We start from the raw sequence: 19,043 nt of genomic DNA, 5'->3' as shown, positions 1-19,043 counted from the left end.
GCGAAAACGGGGATGTGCCACGGGGGTATCGGAATGTCTTGTGCGGTGAGCCGCAGCACCTTCCGCACCACCGGAAACGGTCGGAAGGTTTTTTTCTCCGCTCATGTGCGTCGCCCCGCCCGAGGGGGCGGAGCGAGGTATGCGTCCATGCCGCGAAGAGTGAAGTAGAGGCGCCGGGTTCGGATTGCACCGAGTGCGTCCGGAGGTCCCGCGGTGATGTGCGGGAGCGGACGTCGCTGATGGTCGGGAATGTCATCGCCGGGAAGGCTCATGTGCTTTTCCTGCCGCCCGGCAGGTTCACGTTCATTTCCTCTGCCGAGAAGACTGCCGCATTCTCCTGCCCGCATGCCAGAAAAAGCGGGCCAAAAAACGAAGGGACTGGGCCATGTCAGGAGAGACCCTCCGCCCCCACCGGGTAGCCGTCCTCGCGCTGGACGGCGTGACCCCCTTCGACCTGGGCATCGCCGAGCGCGTCTTCCCCGCGGCGACCGACCCCATGGGCCGCTCGCTGTACGAGGTGGCCACCTGTTCGCTGGGCGCCCGCCCGGTGGCCACCAGCACCGGTTACGACATCCGCCCGACCCACGGCACCGAGCGCCTGGCCTGGGCGGACACCCTGGTCATCCCCACCCCGACCGGCTCGTCCGCGCTCACCGACGGCACGCTGCCGCCCGCCCTGCTGCGCGAGCTGACCCGAGCGGCCCCGGACACCCGGCTCGTCACCATCTGCACCGGCTCCTTCGTGCTCGCCGCCGCCGGGCTCCTCGACGGCCGCCCGGCCACCACCCACTGGGCGTACACCCAGCGCTTCGGCGCCCTCTTCCCCCGGGTGCAGCTGCTGCCCGACGTGCTCTATGTGGACGACGGCGACATCCTCACCTCGGCGGGCGGCGCCGCCGGACTCGACCTGTGCCTGCACATCGTCCGCAAGGACCACGGCAGCGCGGTCGCCAACCGGGCCAGCCGCAGCTGCGTGGTGCCGCCCTGGCGCGAGGGCGGGCAGGCGCAGTTCGTGGAGGCGCCGGTGCCGGAGACCTCGGGCGCCACCACGGGGCCCACCCGGCAGTGGATCCTGGACCACCTCGGCGAGCCGCTCGCCCTGCCCGACCTCGCCCAGCACGGGCGGATGAGCGTGCGCACCTTCACCCGCCGGTTCCGCGACGAGACCGGGGTGAGCCCGGCGCAGTGGATCCTCCAGCAGCGCATCGCCCGCGCCCGGCAACTCCTGGAGACCACCTGCCTGCCCATCGAACAGGTCGCCACCGAGGCCGGATTCGGCTCCGGCACCACCCTGCGCCAGCGGCTGCGCGCCGCCCTCGGCGTCACCCCCGGCGCCTACCGCAGGACCTTCCGGCACCGCCCCGCCGAACCCCGCGCCCGCCCGGAGTGCCGGCCGGCCGGGTCGTAGGCGGGCCCCGGCGGATCAGGGCCCGATCCGCCGGGCACCCCTGAACGGTCGGCTCAACTCGCGGGCGCCGGGCTGAGATCCGCCGGATAGCGCACCCCGGTCCGCTCGCGCACCGCGTCCAGCGTGCGCATCACCGCGAGCGTGCCCTCCCAGGGCACCAGCGGCGACTGCAGCTCGCCCGCGCGCAGGCAGCGCATCACCTCCTCCGCCTCGTGCCGCATGCTGTCGCGCGGCAGGGCCGAGGCCTCGGGCGAGGTCACCTCCTCGGGCTCGCGGCCCGGGCGGTGCAGCACGAAGCGCTCCGGGTGGAAGAAGCCCGCGGGCAGGTCGATCCGCCCGGCGGAGCCGGTGACCGAGGCGGTGACCCCGGTACCGGAGTCGACCGCGCAGTGCAGCAGCGCCTGCGCGCCGCCCGCCCAGGAGAGCAGCATCGCGGTCCGCAGGTCGACGCCCTCGGGGGAGAGCACCGCGCTCGCCGTGACCTGCTCGGGCTCACCGAGGACCAGGTGCGCGAAGGACACCGGGTAGACCCCGAGGTCGAGCAGCGCCCCGCCGCCCTGGGCCGGATCGCGCAGCCGGTGCGAGGCGGGGAAGGGCCCGGCGAGCCCGAAGTCGGCCTGCACGGTGCGGACTTCGCCTATCGCCCCGTCCGCGATCAGCTCCCGCATCCGCCGGATCAGCGGATTGCAGTACATCCACATGCCCTCCATGAGGAAGCGGCCGCCCGAGCGCGCCAGCGCGATGAGCTCCTCGGCCTCCCGCGAGTTGAGGGTGAAGGCCTTCTCGCACAGCACCGCCCGCCCGGCCTCGAGGCACAGCCCGGCCGCGGCCCGGTGCGCCGAGTGCGGGGTGGCGACGTAGACCACGTCGACCTCCGCGTCGGCGGCGAGCGAGGCCCAGTCCCCGTAGGCCCGCTCGATGCCGAAGCGGTCCGCGAAGGCCCGCGCCGACTCCTCGCTGCGGGAGCCCACCGCGACCACCTCCGCCCCGGGGGAGTCGAGCAGGCCCGAGGTGAAGTGGGCGGCGATACCGCCCGTGGCCAGTACGCCCCAGCGCACGCGTTCCATTCGGAGCCCTCTCCCGCGGCGGAGCCTCCGCCGCTACTGGTCTCGACCACCGTCGTCGAACTGAGAGGATAAGCACCATTGGCGAGAACCGGGGAGGGCAGATGCGGGGACGTGACCAGGGCACGGGGGAGCGTTCGGCCGAGGGTCACATAGCGGGGGTGCCGCCCGGCCCCGCGGCCACCACCGGCGCCCCGGGCCCGGACACCGGGGACCCGGCCGCCGTCCCGGGCCCCCGGACCCCCGTGGCCGAAACCGGCCCCGCGGCCGGACCGGAACCCGCACCCACCGCGGGCGGCGGGGCCGCTCCGAAGGCTGCCCGCCGCACCGGGCTCCTCGTCACCTTCGTCCTCGGCGGCCTCAGCGCCGTACCGCCGCTGTCGATGGACCTCTACCTGCCCTCGCTGCCCGAGGTCACCGACTCCCTGCACACCTCCGCCGCCACCGTCCAGCTCACCCTCACCGCCTGCCTCGCCGGACTCGCGCTCGGACAGCTGGTGATCGGCCCGCTCAGCGACCGCTGGGGCCGCCGCCGCCCGCTCCTGACCGGCCTCGTCCTCTACGTCCTCGCCACCGCGGCCTGCGCCCTCGCGCCGACCGCCGGTTCGCTCACCGTCTTCCGGCTGATCCAGGGGCTCGCCGGTTCCGCGGGCGTGGTCATCGCGCGCGCGGTGGTCCGCGATCTCTACGACGGCATGGACATGGCCCGGTTCTTCTCCACCCTGATGCTGATCTCCGGGGCCGCGCCGATCGTCGCCCCCCTGGTCGGCAGCCAGGTCCTGCGGCTCACCGACTGGCGCGGGGTCTTCGTCCTGCTCACCGCGGTCGGCCTCGGGCTGACCCTGCTCGCCTGGCGGGCGCTCCCGGAGACCCTGCCGCCCGAACGCCGCCACTCCGGGGGCGTCGGCCAGTCCCTGCGCGCCATCCGCGGCCTGCTTGCGGATCGCGTCTTCACCGGGTACATGATCTGCGGAGGATTCGCCTTCGGCGCGGTCTTCACCTACATCAGCGCCTCGCCCTTCGTCATCCAGGAGATCTACGGTGCCTCCGCGCAGACCTTCAGCCTGCTCTTCGGCCTCAACGCCGTCGGACTGATCGGCATGGGCCAGGTGAACGGCAAGATCCTGGTGGGCCGGGTCAGCCTCGACAAGGTGCTCGCCTGCGGCCTCGGTGTCAGCCTGCTCGCCACCCTCGCCCTGATCGCGCTGGTCTCCGGCGCCTTCGGGGACACCGGTCTGGTGCCCTTCGTCCTCGCCCTGTTCGTGATGGTCTCCGCCATGGGCGTCACCTCCCCCAACACCAACGCCCTCGCCCTGCTGCGCACCCCGCACTCCGCCGGTTCCGCCTCCGCCCTGCTCGGCACCTCCGCCTTCCTCTTCGGCTCCCTGCTCTCCCCGCTCGCCGGGGTCGCGGGCGAGGACACCGCGCTGCCGATGACCCTGGTCCAGCTCGGCTGCGTCCTCGCCGCCATCGGCAGCTACCTCGGACTGTGCCGCCCCTGGCGGTCACCACGGCAGGAGGTGGCCCGCTGAGCACCGCACGCCTCCGCCTCGCCGGGCCCGAACGCGCCGGGCTCGACCCCCGGGCCGTGGAGAAACTGGTCGCCGACGTCCGCGCCCTGCACCGCGGCCCCCGCCCCTGGTGCGCGGGCGCGGTCGTGCTCGCGGGCCGCGGCCCGGTGATCGCCGCCGAGGACGCCTCCGGCTGGGCCTCGCGCTACGCGGCCTGGGACGAGAGCGCGGGCCGCCCCGTCGAACTGCCCCGGGACGCCTGGGTGCCGATGCGCACCGAGACCCCCTTCGACCTGGCCTCGCTGACCAAGCTCTTCACCTCGCTCGCCGCCGTCCAGCAGCTCGAACGCGGCACCCTCGGCCTCGACGCCCGCCTCTCCGCCTATCTGCCGGACTTCCGTGCCGCCGCCCGACACAAGCTGACGGTACGTCAACTCCTCACCCACACCTCGGGACTGCGCCCCGAACTCCCGCTGTACGACTGCCCGGACGCCCCCGCCCGTCTCGAAGCGCTCCGCCGCGAGGAACCGGTGAGCGAGCCCGGCGGCGCCTACCGCTACTCCGATCTGAACATGCTGCTGCTCCAGCACCTCCTGGAACGCATGACGGGGCGCGGCCTGGACCGGCTGGTACGCCAGGGCATCACGCGGCCCCTCGGCATGACCGCCACCGGCTTCGGCCCCCGCCCCGAGGCGGCGGCCACCGAGGACCAGCGGCGGCCCTGGGCCAAGGCCGACCGGGGCATGCTGCGCGGCCGGGTGCACGACGAGAACGCCTGGGCGCTCGGCGGCGTCGCGGGCCACGCGGGCCTCTTCTCCACCGCCCGCGACCTCGCCGTCTTCTGCCGCACCCTCCTCGCGGGCGGCTCCTACGGCACCGCCCGCATCCTCGGCCCCGACTACGTCGAGCTGATGCTCTCCGCCCCCGGCCTCGGCTTCGGCATCGACCAGCCCTGGTTCATGGGCGAACTCGCGGGCCGCGGCGCCGCCGGACACACCGGCTTCACCGGCACCTCCCTCGTCCTCGACCCCGCCAGCGACACCTTCCTCGTCCTGCTCGCCAACACCGTCCACCCGCGCCGCACCCCACCGGACAACGGCCCACGGGCGGCTGCCGGTACGCAGTTGGCGCGGGGGGTGGTGTAACGCGTCTGCTGGTCAAGGCGGTTGAGGGTGCGTCAGCCCTCAACAGGTGAGAGCCCGTCAGCCGAGACGGATCCGCGCGGCGACCGGGAGATGGTCGCTGCCGGTGGCCGGCAGGGTGCGGATGTGGCGCACCGTCGCCGAGCGGGCCATGACCTGGTCGATCCGGGCCACCGGGAAGCGGGCCGGGAAACTGAAGGCGAAGCCCCGCCGGGCCACGCCCAGTCGGGAGGTCAGCGGGTCCAGGCCGCGATCGTCCACCGTGCCGTTGAGGTCACCGAGCAGCACCACCCGCCGCAGCCGCTCGGCCCCGATCGCCTTCCCCAGGAGCCCGGCGCTCTCGTCCCGCCAGGAGGAGGCGAGACCGCCCGCCCCGACCCGCACCGAGGGCAGATGCGCCACATACACGGCTACCGCACCGCCCGGCACCCGCACCTCCGCCCGCAGCGCCCGGCGCCAACCCTCCTCCACCGCCCGGGGCTTGATGTCCAGGCGGCGCACCTCGGCGAGCGGATACCGCGACCACAGACCGACCGTGCCCCGCACCGCGTGGTACGGGAAGTCCCGGGCGAGCGTCCTCTCGTAGACCGGCAGATCCTCGGCCACCAGCTCTTCGAGCGCGAGCAGATCCGGCTCGGCCCGGGCCAACTCCCGTGCGGTCGCAGCCGGTTCACGGTTCGTGTCGCTGACGTTGTGCTGCACCACCACCAGCTCTCCCGAACCGGCCCCCGGCCCGGGCAGCAGCAGCCCGCCGAACTGGTACGCCCAGGCCGCCACCGGCAGCGTCAGCGCCACCAGCGCGAGCGCCGAACGCCGCAGCAGCGCAAGAGCGGACAACACCACGACCACCAGCCCGAGCCACGGCAGAAAGGCTTCGAGCAGGCTGCCGAGGTGACCCACGCGGTTGGGTACGGCCCCGGGGAACAGGAGCAGCCCGGCGGTCAGTACAGCGAGGACGGCGAGCACCCGGCCGCGCCGGAAGCAGCCGGGGAGAGCCGCCTTGAGCGCGGAGAACATATCGCTGCGCGACCGGTCCACTGGTCTCCCGTTCCGTTCCCTCGGGCCGTTCCTCCGGCCTCTGCCGTGGAGGACGAGGAGGGAGGGGACAACGGTTCTGGCCCACGGAGGAGAACGTCGGGCGGGTACCCCTCGCGGGCTCACCCGGGCCCGCCCCGCCGCTCCGGAGCGGGTACGGGCACGCGGGCGGCCCCCTGTGCCACCGGGGGACCGCCCACCCCGCGCGGCCCCCTAAGATCTCCCAGGTGAACGCCGCTCTCGCCGCCACCGACGGCGCCCCCGCCGACGCGCTGCGCGTCGCCCTCGCCGGTCTGCTCGACGGGCTGCCGCCCCGGCAGGCGGCGCAGGCGGTCGACCGGCTCATCGCCAGCTATCGGGGGCGGACCCCGACCGGTGCCCCGGTGCTGCGGGACCGGGCGGATGTCGCCGCCTATGCCGCGTACCGGATGCCCGCGACCTTCGAGGCGGTGCGTTCCGCGCTGGCGGCGCTGGCCGCGGTGGCGCCCGAGTGGCGGCCCGCCTCGCACACCGACCTCGGTGGCGGTACCGGCGCCGCCACCTGGGCGGTCAACGCCACCTGGGAGGGGCGGCGGCCCGTCACCGTGCTCGACTGGGCGGAGCCCGCGCTCGCGCTCGGCCGCGAACTCGCCGGGCACTTCGCGCCGCTGGCGGAGACCGCCTGGCGGCGGGCCCGGATCGGCACGGGCCTGGAGGTCCCGCCCGCCGAGCTGGTCACCCTCTCCTATGTACTGGGTGAACTCACCGACGCCGACCGGGAGTCGGCGGTGCGCGCGGCGGCCGGGGCGGGGCAGGCCGTGGTCGTCGTCGAGCCGGGCACGCCGGAGGGGTACGCCCGGATCCTCCAGGCGCGCGAGCAGCTGATCGGCGCCGGGTTCCACCTCGCCGCGCCCTGTCCGCACGCCGCCGACTGCCCGATCGTGCCGGGCACCGACTGGTGCCACTTCTCGGTACGGCTGAGCCGCACCTCCCTGCACCGGCAGGTCAAGGGCGGCACCCTCGCGTACGAGGACGAGAAGTTCAGCTATGTCGCGGCCACCCGCTTCCCGGTGGACCCGGTCGGGGCGCGGGTGGTGCGCAAGCCGCAGATCCGCAAGGGGCAGGTCCTGCTCGACCTGTGCGAGCGCGAGCCGGGGCTGCGCCGCAGGACGGTGACCAAGCGGCAGGGGCCGCTCTACCGCGCCGCCCGCGACATCGACTGGGGTGACGGCTGGCCGCCGGGGGAGCAGCCGGGCGAGGAGTGAGGGTTCATCCGGCCCAGGCCCCCGGGCCGGGGCCGAGGCCGTCCACCTAGCCTTCCGTCTCGGTCTCCGGGGCCGACTCGGCTTCGCCGGTCTGCCGTCCCTCGCCCCGCTGCTCCTGGAGTTTCCGCAGCAGTTCGCGCTTCTGGGTCTGGGGGTCCTGACCGGAGAAGCCGGGGCCGCGGCCGTTTCCGCGCAGGGCGCCTCGGGAGAGCTTGTTGCGGGTGCCTCCGACGCCCAGCATGTTTCCCTTGCGGGCCATGGGGTCTCACCTCCACTGGTGGACTGCGGGCCACGGCCGCGAGCGCGGGGTGGCAGGGGAGTCGAGACGTATCGTCTCGTTCTCCATGGCCTCCACTGTGCGCGCGGCGGCGGTGTCCTGTCCAGTGAATTGAGACGGTGCGTCTCGCCGGGCTCGGTGGGGGGTAGATTCGCGGTATGTCCCCGACTTCCTCCGCCCCCGTGCCCGACCAGCCCGCCACCCCGCCGCGGACCACGCCCGGCAACCAGGCTCCGGGCCGGCCGGCGCCCGACTCGACCCGGCGCAGCGAGCGCTCGCGCCGCGCCATCTACGATGCCGCGCTGGCGCTGGTGGGAGAGGTCGGCTATCCGCGGACCACGATCGAGGCGATCGCCTCGCGGGCCGGGGTGGGCAAGCAGACGATCTACCGCTGGTGGACGTCGAAGGGCGAGGTGCTCCTTGAGGCCTTCCTCGATCTGTCCCAGCGGGCCGCCGAGGAACTGGGCGAGGAGTGGGTCTTCCCGGACACCGGCGACCTGGCGGCGGACCTCAAGCTGGTGCTGCGTGCCACGGTGGACGAGATGCTCGATCCCCGATTCGAGGCGCCCGCACGGGCCTTGGCCGCCCAGGGCGTGGTGGACGAGCAGCTCGGCCGTACCTTCGTGACCCAACTCCTCGAACCGCAGCTGCAGTTGTACGTGGAGCGGCTCAAGTCGGCGCAGGAGCAAGGGCAGGTACGGAGGGACGTCGATCCCCGTATCGCCCTGGAGCTCTTCGTCTCGCCGCTCGCCCAGCGGTGGCTCCAGCGGTCGGGGCCGCTGACCCACGAGTACACGGACACCTTGGTCGACTACGCCCTCGGCGGCCTCTCGCCCCGCTGACCCCCGGCGGCCGCCGACTCCCGGCGGCCCGGTCCGCCCCGCCCCCTGCGCGCGGCGGGCGGCGAGCCGTCAGGGAATCGTAAGAACCCGGCCGCCTCGCCGGGCAACCCCGCCCCGCTCCGGGCCCTCCTCCTTGTCGGGACGCCGTCACCCCGGGGTCCTGACGTGGGGACCCGGCCGGCGGACCGGCGGCCGGTGCACAGATGTGACCCCGATGACAGCGATAGCGGGCGATTCCTGTCATAGTGCGCCAACTCCCCGGGGTGTACTTCTTCCCGTACGGACCGGAAGCGGACTGTGGCCACCCCAGGCATCGGATGGTGCGACCATGGGAGGTATCTGTGGGCTTCCACGACGAGGCGAGGGGATGCATGGGCGCTGAGTTCGGCCGCCGAGGGCAGAGCAGGATCTCCCAGTGGCTACGAGGCCGCCGCCCCAAGGAGGACGAGGCGGTACCGGGTGAGGAGCGCGAGGCGCTGCTGCTCGCCGTGGCCGCCGCCGGGATGCCGATAGCCCCCGCGGCGCATCCCGCCGGATTCCGATGTTCCTGCGAGCGCATCGGCTGTCCCACCCCGGGCCAGCACCCCGTCTCCTTCGCCTGGCAGACCCAGTCGACCACCGACCGGGCGCAGATCGAGCGCTGGGCCCTGGCCGACCCCGAGGCCAACTTCATCACCGCGACGGGCATGGTCCACGACGTCCTCGACGTGCCCCTCGCCGCGGGCGCCGAAGCCCTGGAGCGCCTGCTCTCCGAGGGGATCGACGTCGGCCCGGTCGCCGAGTCAGGCGGTGACCGCATGCTCTTCTTCACCGCCACCCGCGGCACCCCCGAGGACGAGGACGAGTGGTGGCCCTGCGCCCTGGACTGCCACCCCGAGACCATGGACGAGCACCCCGGACTGCGCTGGCACTGCCGGGGCTCCTACGTCCTGCTGCCGCCCGCGCGGCTGCCCGGCGAGCGGGACGTACGGTGGCTGCGCGGCCCCGAGCATCCGCTCCCCGACCCGCTGACCCTGCTCGAAGCGCTCACCGACGCCTGCGCCCGGCATGTGGGCGACTCCTACGCGGAGGACGCCGCGCCCTGGCCCTCGCGCCGCTGAGCGCGACCGCTCCCGGCCCGCGGCGGCGCCCCGCTACTCGCCGCGGGCGCCGGTCAGGCCCTCGATGCGGCCGAGGATGTCCACTTTGCCCTTGCCGCCCTTGGCGGGGTCCACGGCCGACTGGTTGGAGACGCGCTCCAGGGTGACCGACTGCTTCGCCTCGCCGGTCATCATCGCCTTCTGGTCCTCGGTGAGCCGCAGGTCCAGGCCCTTGGCGGCGGTGGTCTTCTCGTAGTGGTGGGTGGAGAAGAAGACCAGGGCGCCGCCGTCCACGGTCCGCAGGCCGAGCGGGGCGAAGGCGCCTTCGGTCATCGGCTGGTCGATGTACTGGCGTGAATAGCCCATCCTGGACGCGGACTTGGCCCGGTTCTCGCGCCAGCGGGTGGTGTGCGAGCCGGGGGCGAAGGTCTCCTCGGCGCCTTTCTTGCCGAGGAACTCCGTGTAGGCGCCGCTGAGTCGGCGCGGCTGGGCGAGCAGGGCGGCATCCGCGGGCTTCACCGGTTCGGCGAGCCCCTCGGAGTCCTTCTTCAGCCGGGGCACCTCGTCCAGGCCGACCAGGGAGAGATAGGTGCCCTTCCAGGTGGCGTCGGCGCCGGTACGGGTGAAGACCAGCAACCAGCGGTTGTCGTAGGCCGACTTGTCGTCGCGGTCCCGGTTGGAGTCGGTGTCGGCGAGGAAGAACTTCGGCCAGCCCGCCTGCTTGGGGATGGTGAACTTCGCGTCCGTCAGCTTCAGCGGGGCGTGCCGCTCGTTGCCGTCGGGGTGGTTCTTGTGCTTCGCCTTCAGCCCCGCCTGGTTGATCGCGCCGAGCGGTCCCGTGACGTACCCCGCGTCCAGGGAGGGGTCGAACTCCTTGTCCGCCTTGTTGTAGGCGGCGGTGAACTCCTCGAGCGCGGCCGCGGCCTCGCCCTCAGTCGCCGACGGGATGATCTCCCGTTCCCCGTGCACCGTCACGCACGCGCTCGCCGTCATGGCCAGCGCCGTCACCGTCGCCGCTGCCGCCGCGACCCGGCCCACCCTGCGCACCTTGCTCATCGACTCCCGTCACCTTCCCCTTCCCGGGCCCGAACCCTACCGGGGCGAAGAACAGGGCGAGCGTCGGGACCAGGTACAGCGTCCACACCGTGACCTGGAGGACGGTCGGGTCGGGCTGGAAGTTGAAGACGCCCTTGAGGAGGGTGCCGTACCAGCTGTCCGGCGGCAGGGTCCCGCTGATGTCGAAGGCCTTGTTCTGAAGACCGCCGAGGAAGCGGGCCTCCTGGAGGTCGTGGAAGCCGTAGGCGAGCACACCCGCGGCGACCACCACCAGCATCGCGCCGGTCCAGGTGAAGAAGCGGGCCAGATTGATGCGGACGGCGCCCCGGTAGAAGAGCCAGCCGAGGACCACCGCGCTGAGCAGCCCGAGCAGCACGCCGAGCAGCGGGGCGTGGGTGCCGTCGCCCGAGGCGCGCACCGAGGCCCAGACGAAGAGCGCGGTCTCCAGGCCCTCGCGGCCCACCGCGAGGAAGGCGGTGAGCACCAGGGCGCCGGTGCCCATCTGCAGGGCCGCGTCCAGCTTTCCGTGCAGCTCGGCCTTGAGATGCCGGGCGGTGCGCCGCATCCAGAAGACCATCCAGGTCACCAGGACCACCGCCACGACGGAGAGCGAACCGCCGAGCGCCTCCTGCGCCTCGAAGGTCAGCTCCTGGGAGCCGAAGGTGAGCGCGCAGCCGAAGCCGAGCGCGAGCAGCACGGCGACCGCGATCCCGGCCCAGACCGGCCGCAGGGCGTCCCGCCGCTCGGTCTTCACCAGGTAGGCGATGAGGATGCAGACGACCAGGCTGGCTTCGAGTCCCTCGCGCAGGCCGATCAGATAGTTGGCGAACATGCGTGCTCCCTGTGTCGCCGGCCCTGTCGCCGGCCTCCGCTCATCTCGTCCCGCCGGGCCCTGAACTCCCTCTGCTCCGGCATCCGTTGTCAGTCCCGCCGGTCCGCGGTGAACAGCGTCCTGCCCCACCAGTCGCCCGGCTCCCGCACCCCGGGCGGCACCGCGAACACCGCGGAGGAGACGTGCTGGATGTACTCGTTGAGCGCGTCGGCCCGCGCCAGGCGGCGCTGCACCGGGATGAACCCGGTCCGTACGTCGCGCTGGTAGGCGAGGAAGAACAGCCCCGCCTCCAGGCGCCCGAGGCCGTCCGTGCCGTCGGTGAAGGAGTAGCCGCGCCGCAGCAGGGTGGCGCCGTCGTTGGAGTCGGGGTGCGCGAGCCGTACATGGGCGTCGGGTTTCATCGCCTTGAGGAAGGGCTCCTCGTGTTCGCGCGCCTTGCCGACCGCGGCGCCCTCGCCCTTGTCCCGCCCGAAGACGTCCTCCTGCTCCTGGAGCGAAGTCCGGTCCCAGGTCTCGATGTTCATCCGGATCCGGCGGGCGACGAGGTAGGAGCCCCCGGCCATCCAGGGGGCGCCGTCGCCCGCCCGGGCCCAGACGTGCTCGGCGAGCCGGGCGGTGTCGGTGCCCGCGATATTGCGGGTGCCGTCCTTGAAGCCCATCAGATTGCGCGGGGTCTGGGCGCTCGGCGTGGTCGAGGAGGTCTTGCCGAAGCCGAGCTGCGACCAGCGCACCGCGACCTTGCCGAAGCCGATCCGGGCGAGGTTGCGCACCGCGTGCACCGCCACCTGCGGGTCGTCGGCGCAGGCCTGGACGCACAGATCGCCGCCGCCGCGGGCCGGGTCCAGGTTGTCGCCGGGGAACTTCGGCAGGTCCACCAGGGCCTTCGGACGCCGGTCGGTGAGGCCGAACTTCGCGAAGAGGGACGGGCCGAAGCCGAGGGTGAGGGTCAGCCGGGAGGGCGGGAGGCCGAGCGCCTCGCCGGTGTCGTCGGGCGGGGCCTCGGCGAGCCCGCCGTAGGCGCCCTCGCCCACCGCGTGCCCGGCGGTCATCCGGGCCGCGGCGGCCGTCCAGTCCTTGAGCAGCTGGACGAACTCGGCCCGGTCCCCGGTCTTCACATCGAAGGCGGCGAAGTGCAGCCGGTCCTGCACGGGGGTGGCGATCCCGGCCTGGTGCGGTCCGTGGAAGTCCACCGCCGCGCCCGACTCGGCGGCCGGGGCCGCCTGTTCGCCGTCCTGGACCAGGGCCACCGCGCCGCCGCCCGCCGCGGCACCGAGCGCGAGGCCGGCCCCGCTCCAGCCCAGCAGCGAACGCCGGGACGGCTTACCGGAGTTGCCCGTCTCCTCGGCCTCCGGGCCCTGCCCCGCGGCGGAGTTGCTGCCGGTCATGGTGCTCTCTTCCTGCTCCCTGCGAAGGACGCGGCCGCCCCTCTGCCTCCCGGGCGCCGCCGCCCGCTGCGGGGGTGGCGGCGCCCACTACTGCCTTGTGCGGACTGCTGCTTGTGCGGACTGCTACTTCTTGGTGACGACGGCCGCGGCCAGCTTGGAGAGCGGCTCGGCGAGCGCGTTGACCGCGTCCGAGAGCTCCTTGCGGTCGGCCTTGCCCACCTTGTCGTAGGCGGTGAACGCGTAACCGCCCTGCTCCGAGCGGTACTTGTCGAGCAGTGTGTCCAGGGCGGCGAACTGCTTGTCCAGCTCCTTCGTCAGCTTCGGGTCGTTCTCCGAGGCGACCGGCTTGAGCAGCACGTACGAGGTCTCCGCGCCCTCGACGTTGGCCTTGAAGTCGACCAGGTCGGTGTGCGAGTAGCGCTCCTCCTCGCCGGTGACCTTGCCGGTGGCGACCTCGTCGAGGAGTTCCTTGGCGCCGTTGGCCATCGAGGAGGGCGTGATCACGGCCTTGCCGACGCGCTGCTGCCAGTCGGCGAGGTCCTTGTCCAGCTGGGTGGCGAGCTGCTTCTCGCGGGCGCCGATCTTCTTGTCCTGCCACAGCGCGCGCTCCAGGCGGTGCCAGCCGGTCCAGTCCTTCTCCGGGTCCTGGCCCTTCTCCAGACCGTCTTCGCGGACGTCCACCTTGGGGTCGATGTCGCCGAAGGACTCGGCCACCGGCTCGGTGCGCTCCCAGCCGATACGGGAGGCGGCGTACGCCTTCTTCGCGGCGTCCAGGTCGCCCGCGCGCACCGCGTCGGTGAAGACCTTCACCTTCGGCAGGGTCTGGTCGGCCTGCTCCTGCGCGTAGGTGCGGTAGGCGGCGACCGCCTTGTCCAGGCGCGGGTCGCGCTTGGCGGCGCCCTCGCCGGTGGCGGTGACCTTCTGCCGGATGCCCTCGCCCTTCATGCCCGGCTTGCAGGCGATGGTGTACGAACCGGCCTTCACCTCGGCGGTGACCTTCTGCCGGGTGCCGGGGCCGATGTTCTCGCGCTCGGTCACGATCCGGTCGTCGGGGAAGAGCAGGTAGACCTCGGTGACCTTGGAGCCCTTGTTCTCCACGTCGAGTTCGACGTGTCCGGCCGGGAACTCCTTCTTCGACAGCTCGCAGGCGGAGTCGCTCGCGGCCACCTCGACGGTGTGCTCGCCGCCCTTGGCATCGCTCTTCTCGGTGCAGCCCGTGACGGCGGCCAGAGCCGCCGCGGTGGCGGCGGCGGTGACGACGGAGAGGCGGACGGGACGCATGCGGACTCCAGGAGGGTTCGGTCGAGGTCAGCCGGAGAGTGGGAGGCTGTGGCGGGACAACTTATCTGAGGCTTACCTCAGTGACACAGGCCGGGTCGGTGATTCACCTCTCTTTCGTGGTGAACCCCCGGTGCTGTGCCTTGGTTTGCTCATGAATCGGTCAAGGGGTGGTCAAAACCGGGCCGCCGGGGCGCGGTTGGCGGCCCGGCCGGCGCTCGGCTCCCGCGCAGCGGCAGGACGAGCGGGGTGCCGGTGCCCGGGTGGGGGACGACCTCCACCGGCTGCCGGTACACCTGTGAGAGCAGCGGCGCCCGCAGGACCTTCCCCGGGGAGCCCTCGGCGGCGAGCCGTCCGCGGTGCAGTACCGCGACCCGGTCCGCGTGGGCCGCCGCGAGGTTGAGGTCGTGCAGGACGACGACCACCGCGTCCCCCGCCGCAGCGCGCTCCCGGGCGATCCGCAGCACCAGCTCCTGGTGGCGCAGGTCGAGCGCGGCGGTCGGCTCGTCGAGCAGCAGCAGCCCGGTGCGCTGCGCCAGGACCCGGGCGAGAGCCACCCGGGCCCGCTCGCCGCCGCTCAGCGAGGGGAAGCTCCGGGCGCCGAGCGCGGTCACCTCGGTGGCGGCCATGGCCTCCCGTACCGCCGGCTCGTCCTCGTCCTCGCGCGGGGTGCCGGCCCAGGGCGCGCGGCCCATCCGGACCACCTCGGTCACCGGGAAGGGGAAGGAGAGGGCGGCCGACTGCGGCAACACCGCGCGGCGCAGGGCGAGTTCACGGCTCGGCCAGGCAGCGGCGGGGCGTCCGGAGAGCAGTACGGTCCCCTCGTCGGGCGTCAGGTCGGCGGCGAGCGCGGAGAGCAGGGTCGACTTCCCGGCGCCGTTCGGGCCGACCAGGGCGAGCACCTCACCGGCGCGCGCGAGCAGGTCCACCGAAGCGAGGACGCGCCGCCCGCCGAGGCCGACGGACAGCCCCCGCGCCTCGGCGAGCACCTCACCCGGCGCGTGCGGCGGGGGCAGCGCCCGCTCCCGCAGCGCGAAGCGTGCACGTCTCATCAGGCCCAGCCTCCTTGCCTGCGACGGGTCCTGCGCAGCAGCCAGAAGAAGAAGGGGCTGCCGATCAGCGCCGTGAGCACCCCGAGCGGCAGCTCCGCGGGCTCGGCGACGGTACGGGCCGCGAGGTCGGCGACCACCAGGACCAGGGCCCCGGCGAGAGCGCTGCCCGGCACCAGGAAGCGGTGCCCCGGACCCGCCGCCATCCGCAGCAGATGGGGGACGAGCAGCCCCACGAAGGAGATCACCCCGGAGACCGAGACCGCCGCCGAGGTCAGCAGGGCGATCACCAGGATCAGGGTGAGCCGCAGCCGCTCCACGTCCACCCCCAGGTGCCGGGCGGGGCGTTCGCCGAGCGCTAGGAGGTCCAACTGCCGTGCGCACAAAGGCGCGACGAGGAGACCGACGGCGGCGCAGGGGAGCACCGCGAGGACCTTGGACCAGGTCGCCGCGGAGAGCGAGCCGAGCTGCCAGAAGGTGATCTGGGAGAGCTGCGCGTTGTCGGCGAAGAAGAGGAACAGGCCGATCAGCGCCCCGGCGAAGGCGGTCACCGCGATACCGGTCAGGATGAGCGTGACCACCTCGGTCCGCCCGCCCTCCCGGGAGAGGCTGTAGACGAGCAGGACCGTCCCCAGGCCGAGCACGAAGGCGGCGGCGGGCAGCGTCCAGGTGCCGAGGAAGTCGAGCCCGAAGGTGATCGCGGCGACCGCGCCCACCGCCGCCCCCGAGGAGACGCCGATCACCCCGGGCTCCGCCAGCGGATTGCCGAATACGCCCTGCATCAGCGCCCCGGCGCAGCCGAGCGAGGCGCCGACGAGCAGCCCGAGCACCACCCGCGGCAGCCGCACATTCCACAGCACGCTCTCCGCGACCCGGTCGAGCGGCCGCCCGCCGAGCCCCAACCGGTGCTGCACGGAGCCGAGTACGTCACCGAAGGGGATCTCGTACGCGCCCGTCGCCGCGGAGGTGAGCGCCGCGAGCAGCAGGGCCGCGGTGAGCCCGAGGGTGAGCAGGGGGACGATGCCGCGGCGGGCTCCGGCGGCGTCAGCTTCCTTCGCGGAGGCCCAAGTCCCGTCCGGCGCGGGCTCGTTGAGCGGGGCGCCGGTCGCCACCGGGCCGTCTTCGGCGATCGGGCCGCCTTTGGCCACCGGGGTCCCTTCGGCCTCCGGCGCGGGCGGGGTGCCGCGGGGCCGGACGCTCACGACCGCTCGCCCTTGTCCCGGTACAACTGCGCGACCAGGGAGGCGAGTACGCGGTCGGTGCGCGGGCCGTAGTTGAGCAGGACGCCGTCGTCGACGGAGACGATCCGGCGGTCCATGCCCGCCGGGGTCTCGGCCACACCGGGGATCTCGACCAGGCCGTCCACGCCGCCCACCGACTCAAGTCCCTTGGTCATCACGAGAATCGCGTCCGGTGCGGCCTTCACCAGCGCCTCGCTGGTGAGCGCGGTGAAGTCCTTCCGCAGCCCCGAGGCGGTGCCCGCGTCCACCGCGCCCGCCGCCTTGAGCAGGGAGCCCGCGCCGGAATCGGCGCCGCCGAGCAGATAGACCGAGGCCTGTCCGCGCAGATAGAGGAAGGCGACCTTGGGGTGGTCGGCATGGCCGGGGATGCCCGCCCGCACCTTGTCCAGCCGCCGCTCGGTGCGGGTGGTCAACTCCCGTCCCGCGTCCGGGACTCCGAGGATCCTCGCGACCGCCTCGATACGCGGGCCGACGTCGTCGAGTCCCTTCGGCGGGTCGAGGACGACCAGCGGGACCCCGGCGTCGCGGATCTGGTCCAGGGACTCGGCCGGGCCGGTGGTGGAGTCGGCGAGGACGAGGCTCGGCTTCAGCGAGAGCACGCTCTCCGCCGAGACATCGTGCGCGCGGGTGACCACCGGCAGCTTCTCCGCCTGCTCGAAGGTGGCGGTGATGTCGCGGGCGACGACCCGCTCGCCGAGGCCGAGGGTGAAGACGATCTCGCTGAGGCTGCCGGAGAGCGGGACGATCCGGCGGGTGTCGGTCACCTTCACCTCGCGGCCGTCGGCCGAGTCGACGGTGACCGGCAGCTTCGGCTCCGGGGTCCGGGCGAGCGGCTCCACCCGGTCCGCCGCGCGCTGCCCCCGTGCCGTGGACGAGGCCGCGGGCGAGCCGCCACCGCCGTCCCCGGAGGAGCCGCCGCAGCCGGTCAGGGTGAGGGCGAGGACGGCGGCCAAGGCCCCGGCCAGTCGCGGTATGCGCAGCAAATCCACCATCCCGTACGTGAGTTGGGCGTGAGCGGTCCGCGGATCGAGCGATCGGGGTACCGCCCTACTCCCCGGTGAGCTTAGGTTAGGCTAACTTTACTTGCCAGTGGGTCCGATCCGGCCCGGAGGGGGATTCATGCTGCCGAGAAACACGCTGCGAGCGGTCGTGGTCGCGGTCTTCAGCGCGCTGCTCGCCGCCCTGCTGCCGGTGGCCACCGCCCGCGCCGAGGAGCGCCCGGTCGGCGGCGGCAGGCTGGACTGGGGCATCAAGGCCTCCTTCCAGAGCTATGTCACCGGGCCCATCGCCCAGGGCAGCTGGTCCCTGGTCCAGGGGGCGGCCACGGTCGGCGGCAGCGACTTCCGCTTCCACTCCGCCACCGGCGGCTACGACCCCCGAAGCGGCGCCTTCCGCTCCGCCTTCTCGGGCGGCGTGCACTTCACCGGGCACCGGGAGAGCGGCGGCTCGTACCAGCTGGACCTCACCGTCTCCCGCCCCAGCGTGCGGATTTCGGGCGGCAGCGGCACCCTCTCGGTGGACCTGGTCAGCAAGGAGCGCGGCAGCGGGAAGGTCACCACCACCCGCCAGGTCCCCTTCGCCTCGCTCGACCTCTCCGGCATCGACATGAGGGGCGGCACCAGCCCCATCGCCCTCCGGCGCGTCCCCGCCACGCTGACCGCCCAGGGCGCCAAGGCCTTCGCCGGGTACTACACCGCGGGCACCGCCCTCGACCCGGTCAGCCTCTCGGTCGACGTCGCGGGCCCCGCCGCCTCCCGGAAGCCGAGCGCGGAGCCGAAGCCCACCGCGGGCGGCAAGAAGAAGAGCGAGGGGCGCATCGCGGACGCCGCCGTGGACTGGGGGGTGCGCCGCACCTTCCGGGAGTACGTCACCGGCGAGGTGACCAAGGGCAGGTGGACCCTCTCCGGCGGTGCCCAGGACGGCGGCGCCCTCTTCCGCTTCCCCTCCGGAAAGGGCACGTACCGCGCCGAGAGCGGAAAGGCCCAAGGCCCGTACCTGGACGCCGACTTCGAGGGATCCCTGCGCTTCACCGGCCGCCACGGACTCGACCTGACGCTCCGTCATCTCGCGGTGCGCGTCGAGGACGGCAAGGGCACCCTCTACGCGGACACCGAGGACGCCGGCAAGGCGGAGAAGCAGCAGCCGCTGGTCACCTTCGCCGCCGGGGAACTCGCCGCGAAGGACGGGCTCGCCACCCTCACCGAGGTGCCCACGAAGCTCACCGCCGAGGGCGCGAAGGCCTTCGGCGGCGTCTACCGCGCGGGCACCGCCATGGACCCGCTCTCGCTCGCCGTCGCCCTCGACAAGAACGCCCGGCTCCCGGCCCTGCCCGACCTCGGCTCCGACCGGGCCACCCTCTCGCCCAGCGCCTCCCCGAAGACCGCGGCCGGGGACACCGGCTCCACCGGGAAGGCCTCGTCCTCCTCCCACGCCTTCCCCGCGCTGCCCGTCGGCCTCGCCGCCACCGCGCTGCTGCTCGCCGCCCTCGCCCTCTTCCTCGTACGCAAACGCCGTACGGCGGCGGCGAGTTCGGCCGATGGCGGGAGCGCGGACCCGGCCGAGGCCCCCGACACCTCCCGGGACTGAAGCGTCCCGCGCGC

The 19,043-nt window shown here is 73.5% G+C and carries 17 protein-coding genes; 7 read left to right on the top strand and 10 right to left on the bottom strand.

Annotation, left to right across the window (positions count from 1 at the left end):
- The first annotated feature begins 385 nt into the window (after positions 1–385).
- Positions 386–1,408 carry a GlxA family transcriptional regulator gene (locus HFV08_RS17370; protein ID WP_168540531.1) on the top strand — a complete coding sequence of 341 codons (1,023 nt, stop codon included), beginning with the start codon at positions 386–388 and terminating at the stop codon, positions 1,406–1,408.
- A gap of 53 nt (positions 1,409–1,461) precedes the next feature.
- On the opposite strand, the gene HFV08_RS17365 is transcribed toward HFV08_RS17370, so the two are convergent.
- The gene (locus HFV08_RS17365; RefSeq protein WP_168540529.1) at positions 1,462–2,475 is read right to left on the bottom strand and encodes a Gfo/Idh/MocA family protein; all 1,014 of its coding nucleotides are present in this window, start codon (positions 2,473–2,475) and stop codon (positions 1,462–1,464) included.
- Between the two features lie 101 nt (positions 2,476–2,576).
- Here HFV08_RS17365 and HFV08_RS17360 point away from each other — a divergent pair, with 101 nt between their 5' ends.
- Together HFV08_RS17360 and HFV08_RS17355 are read left to right on the top strand one after the other, a co-directional pair.
- Positions 2,577–4,004 (top strand): multidrug effflux MFS transporter, encoded by a 1,428-nt coding sequence (locus HFV08_RS17360; RefSeq protein ID WP_168540527.1) that lies wholly within the window; start codon positions 2,577–2,579, stop codon positions 4,002–4,004.
- On the top strand, positions 3,962–5,128 hold the full coding sequence (locus tag HFV08_RS17355; protein WP_312885667.1) for a serine hydrolase domain-containing protein: 1,167 nt from the start codon (positions 3,962–3,964) through the stop codon (positions 5,126–5,128). Before HFV08_RS17360 ends, HFV08_RS17355 begins: the two co-directional genes overlap by 43 nt.
- Positions 5,129–5,185: 57 nt before the next feature.
- Here HFV08_RS17355 and HFV08_RS17350 read toward each other — a convergent pair whose 3' ends face one another.
- Complete coding sequence (locus tag HFV08_RS17350) at positions 5,186–6,142, bottom strand: endonuclease/exonuclease/phosphatase family protein (RefSeq protein ID WP_168540811.1); 957 nt, start codon at positions 6,140–6,142, stop codon at positions 5,186–5,188.
- A gap of 245 nt (positions 6,143–6,387) precedes the next feature.
- Between HFV08_RS17350 and HFV08_RS17345 the strand changes: the two genes are divergently transcribed.
- Positions 6,388–7,404, top strand: a complete 1,017-nt coding sequence (locus HFV08_RS17345; protein ID WP_168540525.1) for a small ribosomal subunit Rsm22 family protein — start codon at positions 6,388–6,390, stop codon at positions 7,402–7,404.
- A gap of 46 nt (positions 7,405–7,450) precedes the next feature.
- Here HFV08_RS17345 and HFV08_RS17340 read toward each other — a convergent pair whose 3' ends face one another.
- Positions 7,451–7,663 (bottom strand): DUF6243 family protein, encoded by a 213-nt coding sequence (locus HFV08_RS17340; RefSeq protein ID WP_210430436.1) that lies wholly within the window; start codon positions 7,661–7,663, stop codon positions 7,451–7,453.
- A 176-nt stretch (positions 7,664–7,839) separates the two neighbouring features.
- On the opposite strand from HFV08_RS17340, the gene HFV08_RS17335 reads away from it, so the two are divergent.
- Positions 7,840–8,523, top strand: coding sequence for a TetR/AcrR family transcriptional regulator (locus HFV08_RS17335; protein WP_168540523.1), 684 nt, complete (start codon positions 7,840–7,842; stop codon positions 8,521–8,523).
- Positions 8,524–8,894: 371 nt separating this feature from the next.
- A complete protein-coding gene (locus tag HFV08_RS17330) occupies positions 8,895–9,623 on the top strand; it encodes a bifunctional DNA primase/polymerase (RefSeq protein ID WP_168540521.1) in 729 nt (242 codons plus the stop codon).
- Positions 9,624–9,656: 33 nt separating this feature from the next.
- Here HFV08_RS17330 and HFV08_RS17325 read toward each other — a convergent pair whose 3' ends face one another.
- The 7 genes from HFV08_RS17325 to HFV08_RS17295 all read right to left on the bottom strand — a co-directional run bounded on the left by HFV08_RS17325 (position 9,657) and on the right by HFV08_RS17295 (position 17,435).
- Entirely contained in the window at positions 9,657–10,649 is a 993-nt protein-coding gene (locus HFV08_RS17325; RefSeq protein ID WP_512700959.1) for an SCO2278 family lipoprotein, read from the bottom strand.
- Positions 10,534–11,490: an iron uptake transporter permease EfeU gene (gene efeU / locus HFV08_RS17320; protein ID WP_168540519.1), complete on the bottom strand. Its 957-nt coding sequence runs from the start codon at positions 11,488–11,490 to the stop codon at positions 10,534–10,536. The genes HFV08_RS17325 and efeU overlap by 116 nt, the downstream gene beginning before the upstream one ends.
- A gap of 89 nt (positions 11,491–11,579) precedes the next feature.
- A complete protein-coding gene (gene efeB / locus HFV08_RS17315) occupies positions 11,580–12,875 on the bottom strand; it encodes an iron uptake transporter deferrochelatase/peroxidase subunit (protein WP_168540517.1) in 1,296 nt (431 codons plus the stop codon).
- A 123-nt stretch (positions 12,876–12,998) separates the two neighbouring features.
- A complete protein-coding gene (gene efeO, locus HFV08_RS17310; RefSeq protein WP_168540515.1) occupies positions 12,999–14,156 on the bottom strand; it encodes an iron uptake system protein EfeO in 1,158 nt (385 codons plus the stop codon).
- A gap of 149 nt (positions 14,157–14,305) precedes the next feature.
- Positions 14,306–15,205 carry a heme ABC transporter ATP-binding protein gene (locus HFV08_RS17305; RefSeq protein WP_168540513.1) on the bottom strand — a complete coding sequence of 300 codons (900 nt, stop codon included), beginning with the start codon at positions 15,203–15,205 and terminating at the stop codon, positions 14,306–14,308.
- Positions 15,205–16,350, bottom strand: a complete 1,146-nt coding sequence (locus HFV08_RS17300) for a FecCD family ABC transporter permease (RefSeq protein WP_376770659.1) — start codon at positions 16,348–16,350, stop codon at positions 15,205–15,207. The genes HFV08_RS17305 and HFV08_RS17300 overlap by 1 nt, the downstream gene beginning before the upstream one ends.
- A gap of 50 nt (positions 16,351–16,400) precedes the next feature.
- Positions 16,401–17,435 (bottom strand): heme/hemin ABC transporter substrate-binding protein, encoded by a 1,035-nt coding sequence (locus HFV08_RS17295; RefSeq protein WP_168540511.1) that lies wholly within the window; start codon positions 17,433–17,435, stop codon positions 16,401–16,403.
- Between the two features lie 127 nt (positions 17,436–17,562).
- Between HFV08_RS17295 and HFV08_RS17290 the strand changes: the two genes are divergently transcribed.
- Entirely contained in the window at positions 17,563–19,029 is a 1,467-nt protein-coding gene (locus HFV08_RS17290; protein WP_168540509.1) for an HtaA domain-containing protein, read from the top strand.
- The last annotated feature ends 14 nt before the right edge of the window (positions 19,030–19,043 follow it).

The sequence above is a fragment of the Streptomyces physcomitrii genome, from assembly GCF_012273655.1.
GTDB lineage: Bacteria > Actinomycetota > Actinomycetes > Streptomycetales > Streptomycetaceae > Streptomyces > Streptomyces physcomitrii.
Note: the sequence above shows the minus strand (reverse complement) of the source record. Positions and strands in the feature narration are given on the sequence as shown.